21 protein-coding genes are annotated in these 18,592 nt (G+C 59.6%); 5 read left to right on the top strand and 16 right to left on the bottom strand.

Translation table 11 applies throughout. From position 1 onward, the window contains the following. Positions 1-2: 2 nt before the first annotated feature. The 6 genes from AC245Y_RS22075 to AC245Y_RS22050 form a co-directional block, all read right to left on the bottom strand. A complete protein-coding gene (locus tag AC245Y_RS22075) occupies positions 3-671 on the bottom strand; it encodes a phosphoribosylanthranilate isomerase (RefSeq protein WP_012759558.1) in 669 nt (222 codons plus the stop codon). A gap of 178 nt (positions 672-849) precedes the next feature. After that, positions 850-1,608 carry a M48 family metallopeptidase gene (locus tag AC245Y_RS22070; RefSeq protein ID WP_017995598.1) on the bottom strand — a complete coding sequence of 253 codons (759 nt, stop codon included), beginning with the start codon at positions 1,606-1,608 and terminating at the stop codon, positions 850-852. Between the two features lie 107 nt (positions 1,609-1,715). Further along, a complete protein-coding gene (locus tag AC245Y_RS22065; RefSeq protein WP_012759556.1) occupies positions 1,716-2,150 on the bottom strand; it encodes a DUF2852 domain-containing protein in 435 nt (144 codons plus the stop codon). A gap of 145 nt (positions 2,151-2,295) precedes the next feature. After that, positions 2,296-3,573 carry a polyhydroxyalkanoate depolymerase gene (locus AC245Y_RS22060; protein ID WP_017995597.1) on the bottom strand — a complete coding sequence of 426 codons (1,278 nt, stop codon included), beginning with the start codon at positions 3,571-3,573 and terminating at the stop codon, positions 2,296-2,298. A gap of 204 nt (positions 3,574-3,777) precedes the next feature. Continuing rightward, the gene (locus tag AC245Y_RS22055; protein WP_017995596.1) at positions 3,778-4,620 is read right to left on the bottom strand and encodes a fumarylacetoacetate hydrolase family protein; all 843 of its coding nucleotides are present in this window, start codon (positions 4,618-4,620) and stop codon (positions 3,778-3,780) included. A gap of 144 nt (positions 4,621-4,764) precedes the next feature. Continuing rightward, positions 4,765-5,724: a glutathione S-transferase family protein gene (locus tag AC245Y_RS22050; protein WP_080635464.1), complete on the bottom strand. Its 960-nt coding sequence runs from the start codon at positions 5,722-5,724 to the stop codon at positions 4,765-4,767. A 170-nt stretch (positions 5,725-5,894) separates the two neighbouring features. Here AC245Y_RS22050 and AC245Y_RS22045 point away from each other — a divergent pair, with 170 nt between their 5' ends. Together AC245Y_RS22045 and AC245Y_RS22040 are read left to right on the top strand one after the other, a co-directional pair. Beyond that, complete coding sequence (locus AC245Y_RS22045) at positions 5,895-6,179, top strand: DUF2218 domain-containing protein (RefSeq protein ID WP_026157523.1); 285 nt, start codon at positions 5,895-5,897, stop codon at positions 6,177-6,179. A gap of 46 nt (positions 6,180-6,225) precedes the next feature. Further along, a complete protein-coding gene (locus AC245Y_RS22040) occupies positions 6,226-6,825 on the top strand; it encodes a nitroreductase family protein (protein ID WP_017995593.1) in 600 nt (199 codons plus the stop codon). Between the two features lie 86 nt (positions 6,826-6,911). Here AC245Y_RS22040 and gyrB read toward each other — a convergent pair whose 3' ends face one another. The 5 genes from gyrB to AC245Y_RS22015 all read right to left on the bottom strand — a co-directional run bounded on the left by gyrB (position 6,912) and on the right by AC245Y_RS22015 (position 12,238). Beyond that, on the bottom strand, positions 6,912-9,347 hold the full coding sequence (gene gyrB / locus AC245Y_RS22035; RefSeq protein WP_026157522.1) for a DNA topoisomerase (ATP-hydrolyzing) subunit B: 2,436 nt from the start codon (positions 9,345-9,347) through the stop codon (positions 6,912-6,914). A gap of 135 nt (positions 9,348-9,482) precedes the next feature. Then, a complete protein-coding gene (locus AC245Y_RS22030; protein ID WP_003544097.1) occupies positions 9,483-9,860 on the bottom strand; it encodes a helix-turn-helix domain-containing protein in 378 nt (125 codons plus the stop codon). Continuing rightward, the gene (locus AC245Y_RS22025) at positions 9,857-10,423 is read right to left on the bottom strand and encodes a Smr/MutS family protein (RefSeq protein WP_012759549.1); all 567 of its coding nucleotides are present in this window, start codon (positions 10,421-10,423) and stop codon (positions 9,857-9,859) included. Before AC245Y_RS22025 ends, AC245Y_RS22030 begins: the two co-directional genes overlap by 4 nt. Continuing rightward, positions 10,423-11,541, bottom strand: a complete 1,119-nt coding sequence (gene mltA, locus AC245Y_RS22020; RefSeq protein WP_017995591.1) for a murein transglycosylase A — start codon at positions 11,539-11,541, stop codon at positions 10,423-10,425. Before mltA ends, AC245Y_RS22025 begins: the two co-directional genes overlap by 1 nt. Then, positions 11,534-12,238 (bottom strand): Tim44/TimA family putative adaptor protein, encoded by a 705-nt coding sequence (locus tag AC245Y_RS22015; RefSeq protein WP_012759547.1) that lies wholly within the window; start codon positions 12,236-12,238, stop codon positions 11,534-11,536. The genes mltA and AC245Y_RS22015 overlap by 8 nt, the downstream gene beginning before the upstream one ends. Positions 12,239-12,370: 132 nt before the next feature. Between AC245Y_RS22015 and AC245Y_RS22010 the strand changes: the two genes are divergently transcribed. Together AC245Y_RS22010 and secB are read left to right on the top strand one after the other, a co-directional pair. Beyond that, positions 12,371-12,877, top strand: a complete 507-nt coding sequence (locus tag AC245Y_RS22010; RefSeq protein WP_032996743.1) for an FxsA family protein — start codon at positions 12,371-12,373, stop codon at positions 12,875-12,877. Between the two features lie 101 nt (positions 12,878-12,978). Beyond that, positions 12,979-13,461 (top strand): protein-export chaperone SecB, encoded by a 483-nt coding sequence (gene secB / locus AC245Y_RS22005; protein ID WP_017995590.1) that lies wholly within the window; start codon positions 12,979-12,981, stop codon positions 13,459-13,461. Between the two features lie 66 nt (positions 13,462-13,527). Here secB and dnaQ read toward each other — a convergent pair whose 3' ends face one another. The 5 genes from dnaQ to AC245Y_RS21980 are packed head-to-tail and all read right to left on the bottom strand — an operon-like array spanning position 13,528 to position 17,158. After that, on the bottom strand, positions 13,528-14,250 hold the full coding sequence (gene dnaQ, locus AC245Y_RS22000) for a DNA polymerase III subunit epsilon (protein WP_017995589.1): 723 nt from the start codon (positions 14,248-14,250) through the stop codon (positions 13,528-13,530). Further along, a complete protein-coding gene (gene coaE, locus AC245Y_RS21995; protein WP_017995588.1) occupies positions 14,243-14,854 on the bottom strand; it encodes a dephospho-CoA kinase in 612 nt (203 codons plus the stop codon). The genes dnaQ and coaE overlap by 8 nt, the downstream gene beginning before the upstream one ends. After that, on the bottom strand, positions 14,854-15,711 hold the full coding sequence (locus AC245Y_RS21990; RefSeq protein WP_017995587.1) for a shikimate dehydrogenase: 858 nt from the start codon (positions 15,709-15,711) through the stop codon (positions 14,854-14,856). Before AC245Y_RS21990 ends, coaE begins: the two co-directional genes overlap by 1 nt. Then, positions 15,704-16,303 carry a Maf-like protein gene (locus tag AC245Y_RS21985; protein ID WP_017995586.1) on the bottom strand — a complete coding sequence of 200 codons (600 nt, stop codon included), beginning with the start codon at positions 16,301-16,303 and terminating at the stop codon, positions 15,704-15,706. The genes AC245Y_RS21990 and AC245Y_RS21985 overlap by 8 nt, the downstream gene beginning before the upstream one ends. 33 nt (positions 16,304-16,336) lie before the next feature. Further along, positions 16,337-17,158, bottom strand: coding sequence for a pyruvate, water dikinase regulatory protein (locus AC245Y_RS21980; protein ID WP_011649834.1), 822 nt, complete (start codon positions 17,156-17,158; stop codon positions 16,337-16,339). A gap of 401 nt (positions 17,159-17,559) precedes the next feature. Between AC245Y_RS21980 and hemE the strand changes: the two genes are divergently transcribed. After that, entirely contained in the window at positions 17,560-18,591 is a 1,032-nt protein-coding gene (gene hemE, locus AC245Y_RS21975) for a uroporphyrinogen decarboxylase (protein WP_017995585.1), read from the top strand. Position 18,592: the final 1 nt, after the last annotated feature.

Here is an 18,592-nt window from a genome sequence, read left to right as displayed (position 1 = left end):
TCTCAACTCCCTGAGGCCATCATCGGCGCATTCGCCTTTTCGACCGCGTCAAAAAATTCATCGATCTTCGCGACGCTCTTCACGCCAGGCGCAGTTTCGACACCCGAGGAGACGTCGATACCCGGTGCCTTGGTGACGAAAAGCGCCTCGGCGACATTGTCCTTGTTCAGCCCGCCGGAAAGCATGTAGTCGACGCTGCCGTCAAGCCAGCTGAGAAGGCTCCAATCGAAGGAAATACCGTTGCCGCCAGGCAGTTCCGAACCCTTCGGCGCTTTGGCGTCGAAGAGGAAACGGTCGGCGATGCCGATATAGGCCTCGACGCGCTTCAGGTCGTCTGCCGTGCGGACCGAAAAGACCTTCATCACAGGCAGACCATAGACCGCCTTTATGGTCAGCACATGTTCGGGGCTCTCGTTGCCGTGAAGCTGGAGCATATCCGGCTTCAATATCGACACGATCTCGTCGAGTTCGTCATTGGTCGGATCGACGACGACGGCGACGATTTTCGCCTTGCCACGCGCAGGTTCGGCCAGTTTTGCCGCTAGGTCCGGCTCGATATAGCGCGGGCTCTTTTCGAAGAAGATAAAACCGATATGGGTCGCGCCGCGTTTCAGCGCGCGATCGACAGCGTCGGGCGTCTTCAAGCCACAGATCTTGATATCCGGTCTCATGGCAGCGAAGTGACACGAAATGCAGAAAGAGTCGAGCCAATTTGCGACAGACGCTGAATTTAGCGCGGCTCTCGGCCAGAGCGCTGCGCGTCCACAGGACATGCTAGGGACGCTCTATCACTTTATATCTGCGCGTAATCCTTTCCGAAAAATCGATTCCGATATTCGAGTTTATGCGCTAGTCGAAATCGATCGCGTGCAACTGGCTGCCATGCCGCTTGAGCCAGGATTTCGCCTCGTCCATGCCGGGGCAAAGTTTGCCACAGAGGGCCCAGAAGTGCGGGCCGTGGTTCATTTCCTTGAGATGGGCGACCTCGTGGGCGGCGAGATAATCGATCACCGACGGCGGCGCCATGACGATGCGCCATGAAAAGCTCAGATTTCCCTCCGACGAACACGAGCCCCAGCGGCTGCGAGTATCCTTCATCGAGATCGAGCGGATCGGCGCCCGGATCGCTGCGGCGTGCATCGTCGCCAGTCTTGCGAGATCGGCACGCGCCTCTTTCTTGAGAAAGGCCGCAATGCGCCGTCCGACATGTTCCGGCATGCCGCTGACGCGCAGCACCGGCCTGCCGTCTATTGAAACCGCCTCCGTCAGCCCGCGCAAGCTGCCGCTATGCTGGATGCGCTGGGAAACGCCGCGAAGGAGGATTTCGCCGCCGTCACGCAGGCCGGTATCGGTCGAAAACTTGGCAAGCTTGGTGAGCAGCCACCCCTGATGACGGTCGAGGAAGGCATTGACCTCGCGCGCGGCAAGGCCTTTCGGCACCGTCATCTTCAAGGCGCGGCCACCCGGCTCGATGCGCAGCGTGATTCGTGTCGCCCGGTCGTGCTGCTTAATCGTCAGCGGCATGAGCCGGCCGGCGACATCGAGCGTCCGCATTTCGGGCGGAGCCGGCTTTCGCGCCTTCGACATTGTTTTCAGAAGCGAGAACATGCGTGTTTTCTATACGATTCGCCGGCAAATCTAAATGATCGGCGGAAGGGCAGACATGGAAAAACCGGCATCGACAGATGCCGGTCATCATTTCATCGTTCAGGCGTTTACGGCGTCTGATATTCGGCGACCGGGCCGTTGTCATCGCGCTTGGCGTTCCTGCGGTCGCGCATGAAGCGGTCGAACTCTTCCTGATCCTTGGCCCGACGGAGCTCGCGCAGATACGAGTCGAATTCCTCGCGCATTTCGTCAAGCTTGCGGCGCTCTTCCTCCATCCGGTCGAGTTCGGCCTTACGCCAGTCGTCGAAGGCGCCGTTGCCGGTCGAGAAGTGTGGGCGGTGACGGCCATGCGGGCGGCGGCAGGAGGCGAAGAAGCCATCGGTCGCCTGGTTGACGTCACGCTTGAAGCCGCGCAGACGGTCGCCGAAGATGATGTAGGCAAGCATGGCAAGACCCAGAGGCCAGAAAACCATGAAGCCGAGAATCATCAGGGCAATGGTAGCCGGAGTCCAATCCGGTCGAAGCAATGCTGACTGGTTCATCGTGCGGGTATCCCTCGCTTTCCGCGCCCGGCAGAATACCGAACGCTGAAATCGATGTGGTAACCGCAATAAGCGCCTTCAAGACGATTGCCCGCGAAATCGGACAAAGCCTTGAATTCGTTTTGCTAATTCAGCTGCCCCTGATTCAGCCCGTCCGGCCGCCCTTGATGACACGCGGGATCGGAGGCTTGACGGCGGAACGGGAATGCTTTCGGACGAAATCGACGATGCGCGGCGCGATCTCGCGGCGGAAACGCGAGCCGTTGAAAACACCATAATGGCCGACATCCGGCTGGAGATAGTGCATGCGCATATCTTCGGGAATGTTCACGCAGATAGTCTGCGCCGCCTTTGTCTGGCCGACACCTGAGATATCGTCATTCTCACCTTCGACGGTCAGCAGCGCCACGTTACGAATTGCCGCCGGATCGACGCGTTTGCCGCGATGCATCAGTTCGCCCTTCGGCAGCGAATGCTTGATGAAGACTTCCTCCACCGTCTGCAGATAGAATTCGGCGGTCAGATCCATGACAGCGAGATATTCATCGTAGAAATCGCGATGTCTTTCCGGCTCGCCGTCGTTCTTCACGAGATGCATGAAGAATTCCTTGTGCGCCACGAGGTGGCGATCAAGATTCATCGACATGAAGCCCGAAAGCTGCAGGAATCCCGGATAGACCGGGCGCATGAAGCCCGGCTGCGGCCAGGGCACGTTCATGATGACGTTGTCGGAGAACCACTGCAGCGACCGCTCCTGGGCGAGCTTATTGACCGCCGTCGGGTTGATGCGCGTGTCGATCGGGCCGCCCATCAGCGTCATCGACGCCGGCGAAAGCGGATCCCTGGCTTCCTCCATCACGGCAGCGGCTGCCAGCACCGGAACGGAAGGCTGACAGACGGCGATGACATGCGTGTCCTGACCGAGGAAATGCAGCATCTCGATGACGTAGTCGACGTAATCGTCGAAATCGAACGTGCCTTCCGTCATCGGCACCATGCGAGCGTCGATCCAGTCGGTGATGTAGATATCGGCACTCGGCAGCAGCGCCTCGACCGTGCCGCGCAGCAGCGTGGCATAGTGGCCGGACATCGGCGCGACGATCAGGATGCGTGGGTCATTGCCGCGGGCGGCTGGAATACCGCGGGCGAAATGCAGAAGATTGCAGAAGGGTCGCGACCAGACAACCTCTTCGCGGACGGAAGCCGTCTTTTCACCGATCGTCGTCTGCTTCAATCCGAATTCCGGCTTGCCATAGCGGCGCGTCGTGCGTTCGAACATTTCGAGACTTGCCGCCATCGTCCGGCCGAACGGCGTATGGGAGAACGGATTCAGCGGATTGGCATAGGCAAATCGCATGATATCTGCCGCGGCGCGAAACGGCGCCATGGCGGCATGGTTCAATTCATAAAGCTGATAAAACATGGAAGGCGCCACCTTTCTCTATCGAAAAGATGACGCCGATTGAAAGACATCGACTCTTTTCGTAACGCAGGCACGTAGCGCAGACTAACAGTTTTTTGTTGCACAGCAACATTGACGAACCAGACCCACACAAAAAATGCCGGAGAATTGATCTCCGGCATCATAATCGACCTGAAAACTTAAGTTTCTCAGCAGGAAGCGTTATTAACGATCCGCTACGAAGGTCTGCTTCTGCGTGCCGAGACCTTCGATGCCGAGTTCGACCACGTCGCCGGCCTTGAGATAACGCGGCGGCTTGAGGCCCATGCCGACGCCCGGAGGCGTGCCGGTGGAGATCACGTCACCGGGATGCAGCGACATGAACTGGCTGAGGTAGGAGACGAGAAACGCAACCCCGTAAACCATCGTTTTCGACGAGCCGTTCTGCATCTTCTGGCCGTTGACCGTCAGCCACATGCCGAGGTTCTGCGGTTCGGCAATTTCGTCCTTGGTCACGAGCCAGGGGCCGATCGGGCCAAAGGTGTCGCAGGATTTGCCCTTGGTCCACTGACCAGACCGCTCGGTCTGGAAAGCGCGCTCGGAAACGTCATTGGAGACGCAATAACCGGCGACATAATCCAGCGCTTCGGCTTCCGTCACATATTTGGCGGTTTTGCCGATGACGACGCCGAGCTCAACTTCCCAATCGGTCTTTTCCGAACCGCGGGGAATAATGACATTGTCATTCGGTCCGACGATTGCGGATGTTGCTTTCATGAAGATAATCGGCTCGGGCGGCACGGTCGCACCGGTTTCGGCAGCATGATCCGAATAATTCAAGCCGATGCAGATGAACTTCCCAGTGCCCGCGACGCAGGCGCCGATGCGGCCGGGTGCGATTTCCGGAAGGCTCTTCGGATCGATCGCTGCTATCTTTGCAAGGCTTGCCGGTCCGATCGCTTCACCGCCGATATCGGCGACATGACCGGAGAGATCGCGGATCTTGCCATCGGCATCGAGAAGTGCTGGTTTTTCACTGCCTGCTTCGCCAACACGCATCAGCTTCATGGAACTTCCTCCTCATCGAAAACGGATTTGCAGCCACCTATGAACGAATTATTCATCGGTGTCATTACGGCTTTGCCGGGAAGCGGTACGGCTTTGCCGCGATTCGGATGATTTTCTGCCGAAAACCGTCCGTATCTTTCGGCATCATGCTCTGAAAATTTCCGCCAGATCAGGGCCGACGGGAACGATCTTCGTCGGGCTGAGGCTTTCGATCGAATAGTAGCCGCGCTTGATGTGATCGAGGTTCACCGTTTCGGCGATGCCCGGCCAATCCAGCATGCGGCGGCAGAAGGCGCGCAGCTTGGCATAGTCGGAAAGTCGGCGCAGATTGCATTTGAAGATGCCGTGATAGGCGACGTCGAAGCGCACCAGCGTTACGAAAAGCCGGATATCGCTCTCGGTCGGATGATCGGCGAACAGAAAAGACCGGCCCTCGAATTGCTGCTCGACCCAGTCGAGGCAGGAAAAGACATCGGCAAAGGCTTCTTCGTAAGCGACCTGCGTGGTGGCAAAACCGGCGCGGTAGACGCCGTTGTTGAGATCAGGATAGATGCGGTCGTTGAAAGCATCGATCTCGGTGCGTCTCTCCGCCGGGTAAAGATCGATCGGATTTTTTGCCAGACCGCCGAAGCCGCTGTTCAGCATACGCAGGATATCGGCGGATTCATTGTTGACGATGGTCTTTCTCTGCTTGTCCCAGAGCACTGGCACGGTCGCCCGGCCGGTGAAATCGGGTGCTGCCCCGGTATAGATTTCATGCATATAGGTTGCGCCGTTGACGTGATCCTTCGTCGCGCCGGGATAATCGCCGAAGCGCCAGCCCTGTTTGCCCAGCAGCGGTTCAACGACCGAGACGGAGATGACGTCCTCCAGTCCCTTGAGCTTGCGGCCGATCAGGGTACGTGAGGCCCAGGGGCAAATATAGGCGACATAAAGATGGTAACGGCCGGCGCTGGCTGCAAAGCCGCCTTCGCCAGTCGGCCCGGCGCTGCCATCCGGGGTCACCCAATTGCGGAAACTTGAGGTCTGGCGGACGAAGCCGCCCTTTTCGTCCTTTGCCTGGACGGGCTGCCAGTCTTCGGTCCATTTTCCGTTCACCAGCATGCGCAACTCCCCGAACGATTGACTAAACGGTTTATTATCCTGCTTCGACGCCGGCGTGAGGCCGCTTTTATGGAGACAGTCTGTACACCCCAACTGCGACGATGCTGCGCTTGCCAAGCCGGTGAAGCAGGAAATATGTCTCCGCTATACAAAATGACGTGGAGTTCGAAATGCATCTCTCGAAGGCCGTCGTGCGGACCGAACACGCAAGCCGCTACCTGCAGCAGCTCTGCAAACACTGGAGCCACAAGTTCAGCGTCGATCTTGATCCTCTGAAGGGCCGGGTGCCGTTCAGTGATACGGCCGAGGTAACGTTTGCGGCCGACGATGCGGCGCTGACCATGACACTTTCCGTCGCCGATTCCTCGCAACAGGAAAGGATGCAGCACGTCATCGACGATCATCTGAAGCGCTTCGCCTTCCGCGAAGAACTCGACATCGTTTGGACGGCCTAAACCCAGCCCCGGTCCAAATTTTCTCCCCCCAAACCATGGAACAAGCATGACGAAGAGCAATAGTCGCGAATCCGAATATCCCATCGATTCGATGTTTCTCGATCGCTGGTCGCCGCGCGCCTTCACCGGCGAAATCATCGAGGAAGCGCAGCTGCTCGGTTTGCTCGACGCCGCCCGTTGGGCGCCGTCCTCGGCCAACCACCAGCCCTGGCGCTTCGTCTATGGCCTCAAGGGTTCGGAGCATTGGGAGAAATTCGTCGCTTTGCTCAACGATTCCAACCAGGAATGGGCCAGGCATGCATCGGCGCTGATCTTCGTCGTGTCGCGCGCCTTCACCGGGGCTGCCGGCTCGGCTGAGGAAAAGCCGAGCTACACCCATTCCTTCGATGCCGGTGCCGCGTGGGGGCATCTGACGATCCAAGCGCGCCTCTCCGGACTTTACGCCCATGGCATGGGCGGCATCAAGCATGAGGAGATCAGGCAGGCTTTCGCCATTCCCGAGGGATACCGGGTCGAAGCAGGTGTCGCCGTCGGCCGGCTGGCCGATAAGAGCGTTCTTTCCGAACGCAATCAGGCACGCGAATTCCCCAGCCAGCGCAAGCCGCTCTCCGAGGTCGCCTTCAACGGCCGCTTCGTCGCGAATTGAGCGAAGCCAAAGGCCAAGCAGATATCCGGCAAACGAATGCCCCGCCATCCTAAAGATAGCGGGGCCATTTATTTTTGAAATATCAATTAGATATCGAGGTTTGCAACGCTCAGCGCATTCTCCTGGATGAATTCGCGCCGCGGCTCGACTTCGTCACCCATCAGGCGGGCGAAGAGACCATCGGCGTCGGTGGCGTCGTTGACCCTGACCTGCAGCAGCGAGCGAACGTTCGGATCGAGCGTCGTTTCCCAGAGCTGCTCGGCATTCATCTCGCCAAGACCCTTGTAGCGCTGCATGGTGAGACCCTTGCGCCCGCTTGCGAAGATCGCGTCGAGCAGGGCACGCGGGCCGGAGATTTCGACGTCGCCTTCGCGGCGATGCAGCGACGGCGGCGTCTGATAGATTTCCTTGAGGCGTGCCGTCAGCTGGTCGATGTGACGGGCATCCGAGGAACCGATCAGCGCCATATCGAGCACGACGAGTTCCCTGACGCCGCGGACCATGCGCTCGAGGCGCAGACCGCCATCGGTTGTCACATCGCCCCGCCAGCCGCGCTCGGTTTCCTCGGCGATGATGTCGAGGCGCCCAGCCACTTCGTTTGCCAGCGCCAGCGCTCTGGCCGGGTCGCTGGCGAGCTCGGCATTGAGGGCGCCGGCAATCGCCGCTTGTTCGACGGCGGAACGATTGTAGCGCGAATGGAGATTGTCGAGCAGCGCGCGCATACGCAGAGCATCGAGGATGACCTCGCGCAGATCCTGGCCGGCGCGAACTTCGCCGCTACCGAGCCTCAGCGAAGCATCTTCCAGGCCCTGGCTGATGAGATATTCTTCCAGCGCCTTCTCGTCCTTCAGATACTGCACCGACTTGCCGCGCGAGACCTTATAGAGCGGCGGCTGGGCGATATAGAGATGACCGCGCTCGATCAGTTGCGGCATCTGGCGGAAGAAGAAGGTCAGCAGCAGGGTGCGGATATGGGCGCCGTCGACATCGGCGTCGGTCATGATGATAATCTTGTGGTAGCGCAGCTTTTCGACGTTGAACTCGTCCTTGCCGATGCCTGTACCGAGCGCGGTGATCAATGTGCCGATTTCCTGACTCGACAGCATCTTGTCGAAACGGGCGCGTTCGACGTTCAGGATCTTGCCCCGCAACGGCAGGATCGCCTGGTTCTCGCGCGAGCGGCCCTGCTTGGCAGAGCCGCCGGCAGAATCGCCTTCGACGAGGAAGACTTCGGATTTTGTCGGATCACGCTCGGAGCAGTCAGCAAGCTTGCCCGGCAGCGAAGCGATATCGAGTGCGCCCTTGCGGCGGGTCAACTCGCGGGCCTTGCGGGCCGCTTCGCGTGCGGCGGCTGCCTCGACGACCTTACCGACGAGGATTTTGGCTTCGCTCGGATGTTCTTCGAACCAGGTGCTCAACGCCTCGTTGACGAGACTTTCGACAACAGGACGGACTTCCGAGGAAACGAGCTTATCCTTGGTCTGCGAGGAGAATTTCGGATCCGGCACTTTGACCGACAGAACCGCAGTCAGGCCTTCGCGGCAATCTTCGCCCTGCAGCGTTACCTTTTCCCTTTTGGTGATGCCGGAACTGTCGGCATAGGAAACGACCTGGCGCGTCAGCGCCGCGCGGAAGCCGGCCATATGCGTGCCGCCGTCGCGTTGAGGGATGTTGTTGGTGAAGCAGAGCACGTTCTCATGATAGCTGTCGTTCCACCACATCGCGACTTCAACGGTGATGCCGTCCTTTTCGCCGTGGATGGCAACCGGCTTGTCGACGAGCGACTTCTTGGCGCGGTCCAAATAGGCGACGAAAGCCTCGAGGCCACCGTCATAACGCAGCTCTTCCTGCTTGATGTCGGAATGGCGCTTGTCGGTCAGCAGGATGCGGACGCCTGAATTCAGGAAGGCGAGCTCGCGAAGGCGATGCTCCAGCGTGCCGTAATCGAACTCCGTCATGGTGAAGGTGCCGGTGCTCGGCATGAAGCTCACTTCCGTGCCGGTCTCATTCGGCGCGTCGCCCGTAACCTTCAGTGGAGCATCGGCCACGCCATGGGTGAAGCTCATTTCATGGATCTTGTCGTGACGGCGGATCTTCAGCTTCAACCAGACGGACAGCGCGTTGACGACGGAGACGCCGACGCCGTGCAGGCCGCCGGAAACCTTGTAGGAATTCTGGTCGAACTTACCGCCGGCATGGAGCTGCGTCATGATGACTTCGGCAGCCGACACGCCTTCGCCGGTGTGAATATCCGTCGGAATGCCGCGACCATTGTCGGTGACGGTCACCGAGCCATCCGAATTGAGGGTCACCGTGACGATGTCAGCATGGCCGGCAAGCGCTTCGTCGATCGCGTTGTCGACGACTTCATAGACCATGTGATGCAGGCCGGAGCCGTCGTCGGTATCGCCGATATACATGCCGGGGCGTTTGCGCACGGCATCGAGGCCCTTCAGAACCTTGATGGAATCTGCGCCATATTCGGTGCTTACGCCGTTTTCCGTCGCGGATGTATCGCTCATTCTGTCGAGATTTTCCCTGTTGTCGTAAAGCTGCGGCGCGCCTTGCGAATCACCGGCTTTCTTCACTCTCGTATATAGGTTTTTTGAACCCACTTCCCAATGGCAAGCCCCTAAAACAAGGCATAAAACAGGGGATTATGACGCTTTTCCGTCGCCTTTGCCGCCATTTTCGAGAAGAGCCGATAGCCGGCCTATCTCTGCACTGTCAAGGTTGCGAATCCGCCGGGCCAGCCGGTTGGCAAATTCGGTATATTCGGGGGGCAGTCCGGAGGTGTCGATCACGACGCGCGGGTCGGACGAGCGGGCGAGCAGGAACAGTTCCTCAGCCTCATCCCAGATGATGTTGAAATAGCCGGCGATGCGCTGCAGCAGATCGAATGTCGGCAAACCACGCTTTCCATGTTCGAGCGCCGAGAGATAGGCGGGGGAGACATTCAGTGCCTCCGCCATCTCCTTCTGCGAGACGCCCTTGCGCGCTCTCAGCCTGCGAACCGCCTCTCCGAAGGGTGTCATGGCCTTTCCCCATGCCGCCGCGACAGGCGAATGTAGAGCGCGCCCTCACCGCCATGATGCTGTGCGGCCGACTCATAGGAGGAGATCAGGTAACGGAATTCCGGCTTCGAGAACCAGAGAGGCACCGCCCGCTTCAGCGCACCCTCGCTGCCCATGGAGCTGCCCTTGCCCGTAATGACCAGCACATGGCGCATGCCGCGCTCATGGGCGCGGATCAGGAAATCGAGAAGGATGGCATGAGCCTGGCTCTGCACCAACCCGTGCAGGTCGATCCGCGCTTCGAGCGCCAGCCGGCCCTTGGCGATCTTCCGCTTGACCGGCTTTTCCAGCGGATGATGCACCCCGGCCGATGGCTTCGCCGTTGACGGTGCTGTCGCCTGCAGCGGCGTGGGTGTGGCTGGCGTCTGCTTTTCCTGTTCCCGTTCGGCCGCCGCCTCGGCCTCGGCAAGAAAGGCGTCGAGTTCGGTCAACGCCCCCGCCTTGCCGGGCATCGGCCGCGTGCTGCGGGCAACCTTGCCCCAGAGGATCCTCTCATCCGCGCTCAGCTTGCGATCCCTGGCCATCAGTCGAATCTTCCGGCGGCGGCATTGGGAATGAGGATGGTGAAATCGGCCTCGTTGCGGACGGTGCCGGCACTTTCCCCGGCCATGTCCCCCGAGCCGGTGAAGATATCACCCCGCGCCGGCCCGATAATCGCCGAGCCGGTATCGAGCGCCAGCATCAGCCGGTGGAACGGGCGGCCTTGGTCGAGATGGGTGAGACTTTCGGCGCGAATGAAAAAAGGAAAGCCGAAGGTATGGATCATCCGGTCGACCGCAAGCGCGCGCCCGGCGAGAAGCGGCACCTTGGCGGCCGCGATCGGGCCTGCCTGTGGATCGGCAACCGGCGCTTCGCGGAAAAAAATATAAGAGCGGTTATGCCATAATACTTCGTCGACGCTCTCGGGATTGCGCGCCAGCCAGGCACGGATCGCCTGCATCGAAATCTCCGCCCGATTGATCTCCCCGCGCCCGATGAGCAGCTTGCCGATCGCCGAGAAAGCATGGCCGGCCTTCGCCGCATAGGTGATGCGGCCGATACGACCATCCGTATAACGCAGACGGGCAGCACCCTGCACATGCACGAAGAAGACATCGACCTTCGACTTCGCCCAGGCAATTTCGAGGCCGCGGCCTTCGAGAAAACCCTGATCGATGGCGCGGCGGTCCGGATAGGCAGCGACGCGGCCCTCATGCAGACGGCCGAAAACATAGGCCTTGTCGAGCTCGGCGGAGCGATTGGCGTCGTCGAGATCGATCAGATCGCCCGGACGCCGGTAGAAAGGAAAACGGAAAATTTCGTCCGGCCGCTCGGCCACGTCGATATCGGGTTCGTAGAAGGCGGTGACGAAGCCGGAATTGCCATCCTTGCGGCGAATCAGAAAGGGCCGACAGTGCGTCTCGAAAAAAGCGCGCGCCGACGCCGGAGATGGCGGAGTGAAATCTTCGGCAGCGGCGAGAAGCGGAAGCAGGTCTTCCGAGCTCAGGCCCAGCGATCCGGTACGGTACGATTTGACATCGGTGATTTGCCGGCGGCAGCTTCGCATCACTTCAAAAAGGCCGGAGGGATCATCATCCTTCCAGCCTTCCAGAGTGTCGAAGCTTATGGCCTGCAGGACGAAGTCCGATGCGTGGTCACTCATGTTCCGATTCGGTCGCCACGAGTTTCCAGTTCGGATCGCGCGAGCGGGTGTCGCGGGCGAAGGTCCAGACGTCGTTGACCTCGGCGACGTTTTCGGCGTCGCCTTCAATCAGCACATCCGCCTTGTCGTAGGTGGCCGATATCAGCTGGCTGGCGATGCGCACGGTGATCTGCGCTTCGCTGCCCTTTGTTTCCGCATGGGTGATTTCGGCCTTGTCGATGCCGACGAAGGTGGACTTCACCTTCTCGCCCCGGGCTTCGCGCTCGCCGATCGCCGCATCGAACCCGTCATAGACTTCGCGGGACAGCAAGTTCTTCAGCGTTTTCCGGTCGCCATCGGCGTAGGCCATGACGATCATCTCGTAAGCCATGCGGGCGCCGTTCAGAAACTCCTTCGGGGTGAAGGCGGGATCGGCCTTGTTCAGCGCGCGCAGCGATTCGTTGAGCGGCGTTCCGGGTGCCGCGAAAGCATCGATGGCGGCGAAGCGATCCTCGTCCTCCGTCGTCGCATCACGCCGCGGCAGCGTCACTACCTTGCCGGCATCGGCGGCTTCGGCCGGAGCCGCATCCCGCGGCGTATAGAGATCGCGCGGCGGCTTCTCATTTCCTGTACGGCGCCCGAGCACGGAGCGGAGCTGAAAGAAAATCAGCACAGCCGCCACCAGGAAAAATAATGTGATGAAGTCGTTCGAACTCATATCGTATCGCAGCCGCCCGTTAACATCTCTGATTTGTACTCCCATATAGTCTGCCTATACAGATGATTCAAATGATGGCTGGCATCTTCGCCGGCGCCAAGAGGAGACCGGCGAGCCCGGGACATGACCGACATGCGTTTTTCGATCCTGCCAGCCTTCATTCTGCTGCTGCCGCTCGCCGAAATTGCCGGTTTCGTCGTGGTCGGCCGGGCTATCGGATTGTGGCTGACGCTGGCGCTCGTCATGCTCGGTTTCGTCCTCGGCGTGATTCTGCTGCGCCGGCAAGGCATCGGTATTTTGCGCCGCATGTCGAGCGAAGGACGAAACGGGGTGATGCCGGGCCGCGACCTGCTGCGGCCGGCGATGAACGTCATCGCCTCGCTGCTGCTGATCATTCCCGGCTTCCTGTCCGATATAATCGCGATCCTCATTCTTATTCCGCCGGTGCGCGATCTCGTCTGGCGGGCGATCGCCAAACGCTTCGTCGTCGTCAATGCTAAGGGCGCCTCTTCCTCGGGCCCGCAAGCCGATTTCCGCGACCGCAAGCCGAACTCGAAGGTGGTCGATCTCGACGAAGAGGACTATCATAGAGAGCCGGATCGCAACTCACCGTGGTCCGGCAAACATCTCGGCGATTGAGGCACTGCGGCTGATCAACCGCGCCAAGCGCCCAGGGTTGTAAGCCCTTCCCTGAAATGTTAGATGGCGGCACCATTCCCATGCCCCTCGAGGAAAAGCCAATGGCAGACGATAACAACAGCAACGGTGCGACCAACCCCACCCTTTCGATCCTTGCGCAATATACCAAGGATCTGTCCTTCGAAAATCCGGGTGCGCCGCGTTCGCTGCAGGCCCGCGACAAGGCGCCGACGATCAACATCAATGTAAACGTCAACGCCAACCCGCTTTCCGATACGGATTTCGATGTCGTGCTGTCGCTGAATGCCGAGGCCAAGGACGGCGACAAGACGGTTTTCCATACCGAACTCACCTATGGCGGCGTCTTCCGCGTTGCCGGTTTCCCGCAGGAACACATGCTGCCGGTTCTCTTCATCGAGTGCCCGCGTATGCTCTTCCCCTTCGCCCGTCAGATCATCGCCGACGTCACCCGCAACGGTGGTTTCCCGCCGCTGATGATCGACCCGATCGACTTCACGCAGATGTTCGCTCAGCGCGTTGCCGAGGAACAGGCCCGCGCCAAGGTTCAGGCCGTTCCGAACTGACCGGTCTTGCTTGTCTGAAATGCGGATGCCCGGGCTGGTCCCGGGCATTTTCAATTGAGGACCGGTTTAATCGAGGTTGGCGTATTTCGCCCAGACGCTTTTTTCACCGAGCTTGGCGACGAGAGCCTCATGTGCCTGCCCCTCGGTTTGGCTCAGGCGCGGGGCGAGCGGCCGGGGCCGCTCAAGCACTGCGGCAATCACCACGTCGTCTTCCATCGCCATGTCGCCGCGAGCTGCTTGGTTGGACCTGCCAACCATGCCGAGGCCGAGGGCTGCCTGTCTGCCACCGATCATCTCGATATAGACTTCGGCGAGCAATTCGGAGTCGAGTAACGCGCCGTGTTTGGTGCGGTGCGAATTATCGATGCCGTAGCGTCGGCAGAGCGCATCGAGCGAATTCGGTCCCATCGGGTGTTTGCGCCGCGCCATCGACAGGGTGTCGAGCACCCGTTCCGGCAGGATTGGCGGCAAACCGATCCGCGCTAATTCCGCGTTGATGAAGCCCATATCGAAGGTGGCGTTATGGGCAATCCACTTCGCGTCGCCGAAGAAGGTAAGGATTTGTTCGGCAACCTCCCCAAAAGGCTGCTTGTCCTTCAGGAATTCATCGGTGATGCCGTGCACGGCGAGCGCATCCGGATGAACCTTCTGATCTCCAGGATTGATGAAGATATGGATCGTGTTGCCGGTGGGGAAATGATTGAAGAGCTCGATGCCACCGATTTCGATGATGCGGTCGGCGCGGTTGTCGAGGCCGGTTGTTTCCGTATCGAAGATGATCTCACGCATTCCGGAAATCTCCCTTGGCAATCCGCGTTTTCAGGTCGGCGACGATTTCGAACACCCGTTCTCTCGTCGTCGCGATACTGTGACTGGTGTCGATCAGATAATCGGCCCGCCGCCGTTTTTCCGTGTCCGGCGTCTGGCGAGAGAGAATCATGTCGAATTTTTCCTCGGTCATGCCTTCGCGCGCAAGCACCCTTTGGCGCTGAATCTGTGGATCAGTGCTGACCACGACGATGACGTCCACTCTTGCCTCGGCGCTGGTTTCGAAAAGTAATGGGATATCGAGCAATACCATGTCGGCGCCGGCGGCGCGCTGTTGCTCCAGAAATTCCCTCTCGCGTCTGCGAACCAGCGGATGGACGATCGCTTCCAGGCGTTTGAAGCCGCCAGGATGAAGAGCGAGCTGGCGGCCGAGTTCATGCCGGTCGACTGCTCCATCCTTCATTGTACCGGGGAAGGCTGCATTCACCAGGGGTGCAGCCTCGCCGGCATAGAGATCGTGGACCACGGCATCCGAATCGTTCACCGGGATTCCAGCATCGGCGAAGAGCTTTGCCGCCGTCGATTTTCCCATTCCGATGGAGCCGGTGAGACCGATCTTCAGCATCAGTGTGCTTCCATATCCGCGATGATGAGCGCGCGTAGCGCCGCGTCGACGATGGGACGCCGGCCGAACCATTGCTCAAATCCGGGCACGGCCTGGTGCAAGAGCATGCCGAGACCATCGACGATGGGAAATCCTTGCTCTTCCGCCTGTGCCAGGATTGGCGTCTTCAAGGGCACATAGACGATATCGGTGACGACGGCATCGGCTGCAAGAGGCGAGAAATCGAGTTGCGGCGCCGCCTCGCCGTCCATGCCGAGCGAGGTGGTGTTGATGAAGAGGCCCGCACCTTTCATCACGTCGGCGAGCGCTCCAGCCGGATGGGCCTGAACACGCGGACCAAAGCGATCCGCAAGTTCACGCGCGCGTTCGACCGTACGGTTGACGACGTGGATCTCCTTGAAACCGCGATCACGGATTGCCTGGATGATCGCCCGGCTGGCGCCGCCGGCGCCAAAGACGACGGCCGTGCCATGCCGGTCCCAGCCCGGATGACATTCGTCGAGATTGGCGATGAATCCGCGACCGTCGGTATTCGTTGCATGCAGAGCGCCATCCTCCAGCCAGAGAGTGTTCGCGGCGCCGAGCTCGCGCGACAGCGCGTCCGGTTTGTCGGCGAGCCGGAACGCCAATTCCTTGTGCGGAATGGTGACGTTGCCTCCGGCAAAGCCGGAACTGCCGTCCTTCAGCGAGTGAATGAAATCGGCAAAGGCCTCGGGCGCCACTTCATGAGCGCGGTAGCTGCCCGGCAGGCCGAGCGTCTTCAGCCAATATCCGTGGATCAACGGCGAGCGCGAATGCTTGATAGGAAAGCCCGTGACAAATGCTTTCGGCCCGAATGTTTCACGTGAATCACCCATCGACTGCTCCGAGTTCTCGCAATTTTTTTAGGAGCGGCAGCATCGGCAAGCCGAGAATGGTGAAATAATCACCCTCGATCTTTTCGAAGAGCTGGATGCCCTCCCCCTCCAATTGATAGGCGCCGACGCTGGAAAGCGCCCGTTCACCAACCCGCGCCAGATGTCTGGTGATGAACTCCATCGTCAGCGGCCGCATCGTCAGCTCCGCATGCGCAAGATGTTCCCACAAGACCACGCCGGCGCTCACAATCGCAACGGCGCTGTTCAATCGATGGGTGACCCCCGAAAGGGCTTGAAGATGGCTAGCGGCGTCGGTCATGTCCTTCGGCTTGTGGAAGACGCTGTCGCCGAGCGACATCGTTTGATCCGAACCGATGACCAGGCTATCCGGAAAACGGCTGCTGACTTCTTCGGCCTTGGCCCTGGCCAGGACGAGGGCCACGGCATCAGGCTTGGTGCCGGCTTTTTCCAGCGGCGCTTCGACGGCCCGTTCATCGATCCTTGCGGCATGCGCCTCGAAGGACAGACCGGCATTTTCCATCAGCATCCGGCGATAGGGGCTCGACGATGCAAGGATGAGTTTCGGCGTCATGGGTTCCTCGGCGTGCCAGTTTTTCGCCAGCGCTTAGCGCAGCTTCGGCCGCAGGGCAACGATCGCCGCTGCTGTTTCCTCGATTGAGCGGCGGGTGACGTCGATCAGCGGCCAGTTATGACGGGCGCAAAGCGAGCGGGCATATTTCAGTTCCTCCGAAATCGCGGCGCGATCGGTGTAGTGTTCGCGATCGAATCCCTGCGTCACCCCGAGCACACGATTTTCCCGCACCTGGGAAATGCGGTCGGTGGTGGCGATCAGGCAGACGATCAGCGGTTTACTCGCGACGAAGAGGCTCTCCGGCAATGGCACGCCATAGACGATCGGAATGTTCGCCGTCTTGATACCTCGGTTGGCGAGGTAGATGCTGGTGGGTGTTTTCGACGTACGGCTGATGCCGATGATCACGACATCGGCGTCGTTGTAATCGTCGGGCATCTGGCCGTCATCGTGATCCATGGTGAAATTCAGCGCTTCGATGCGGGCGAAGTAGCCGGCATTCATCACATGCTGAGCTCCGACCCGACGGCGCGATGGAGCGCCGAGATAGATCTGGAAGGCATTCATCACTGGCTCCAGCACATTCACCGAGGCGACACCCATCTCGATGCAGCGCTCATCGATCAGGCTCGCAAGCTCCCGGTCGACAATGGTGTAGAGTACGATGCCGGGGGCGTCATCGATCGCCTGCAGAACCGGCAGCAGCTGCTTGCGATTGCGGATCAGCGGATAGACATGTTCAATCGGCTGCGCTGATCTGAACTGCGCCGACGCGGCGCGCCCGGCGGAGATCAGAGTCTCTCCCGTTGAGTCAGAAATCAGATGCAGATGAAAGAAGTTCGTTCTGTTCTCCACGCTATTTTCCGCTGCCTGTTGAAAACACTGGATGAAACAGAGCTACGGCGGCGAGGCAGTCTCCGGCAAGGGAAAACATGCCTGCTTATCCACATTTCGGATTTTGCCGAACGGTTTCGGTTGGCCCTGTGGACGATGGGGAAGGGGTGGGCTTCTTGAAAGCTCGTCCACAGCCTGTCCACAGCTATGAGAAAAATTGCCGATCCGGAAGGATTTGGAATCATTTCCCGATTCGGCTTCTCCCCGAAATTTGGACGAGATCGACAAATCTTTCCGATGTTGTTTTGCGGGCGCGCGACAAATGGCATCGGCGGTGGATGGATTTTAATCCTTGATAGTCACCGACTCTAAGAAATAGAAACCTTTTAAAATATCTTTGTTTTATTATAGGGAAGAAGCGCTTGAGCGATACGCGCCGAAAGATCATGAGGGTTTTGAGTGGCGAAAGTCTCTCCCCTCCTCCTCTCTGGCTGATGAGACAGGCAGGACGTTATCTCCCGGAATATCGGGAGACGCGGGCAAAGGCAGGGAGTTTTCTCGATCTCTGCTACACGCCTGACCATGCCGTCGAAGTGACATTGCAGCCGATCCGCCGCTATGGCTTCGATGCGGCTATTCTGTTTTCCGATATTCTGGTCATTCCCGATGCAATGAAGCGGAACGTCCGGTTCACCGAGGGTCATGGTCCGGAGATGGATCCGATCGATGAAGCTGGTATCGGCAGATTGAATGGCGAAGAGGTTGTCGACTATCTCAGGCCGGTTCTGGAAACAGTGCGGCGGCTGCGCGAGGAGTTGCCAGTCGAGACGACGCTGCTCGGCTTCTGCGGCGCGCCATGGACTGTTGCGACCTACATGATCGCCGGTCACGGCACGCCGGATCAGGCCCCTGCCCGTCTCTTCGCCTACAGGCATCCCCGCGCCTTCGAGCATCTGCTGATGCTGCTTGCCGACGTATCGGCCGATTATCTCGTCGCCCAGATCGATGCCGGCGCCGATGCCGTGCAGATCTTCGATTCCTGGGCTGGTGTTCTTGGCGAGAAGGAGTTTGAAGCGTTTGCGGTCAGGCCGGTTGCGCGGATGATCGCTTCCGTCAAGTCGCAACGGCCACATGCTCGCATCATCGCTTTTGCCAAGGGCGCCGGCTATCAGCTGAAAACCTATCGCCAGAAGACGGGCGCAGATGCAATCGGCCTCGACTGGTCGGTCCCGCTGGCCTTTGCCGCCGAACTTCAAAAGGATGGACCGGTTCAGGGCAACCTCGATCCGATGCGTGTTGTTGCCGGCGGCCGGGCGCTGGAAGACGGCATCGACGATATCCTGCAGCATCTCGGCAATGGTCCGCTGATTTTCAATCTCGGTCACGGCATTACACCGCAGGCCGACCCCGAGCATGTGCGTCTGCTGGTGGATCGTGTGCGAGGCGGGGCGTGAC

Source organism: Rhizobium sp. SRDI943, assembly GCF_057653695.1.
This window is presented reverse-complemented; position numbering and strand designations above follow the sequence as displayed.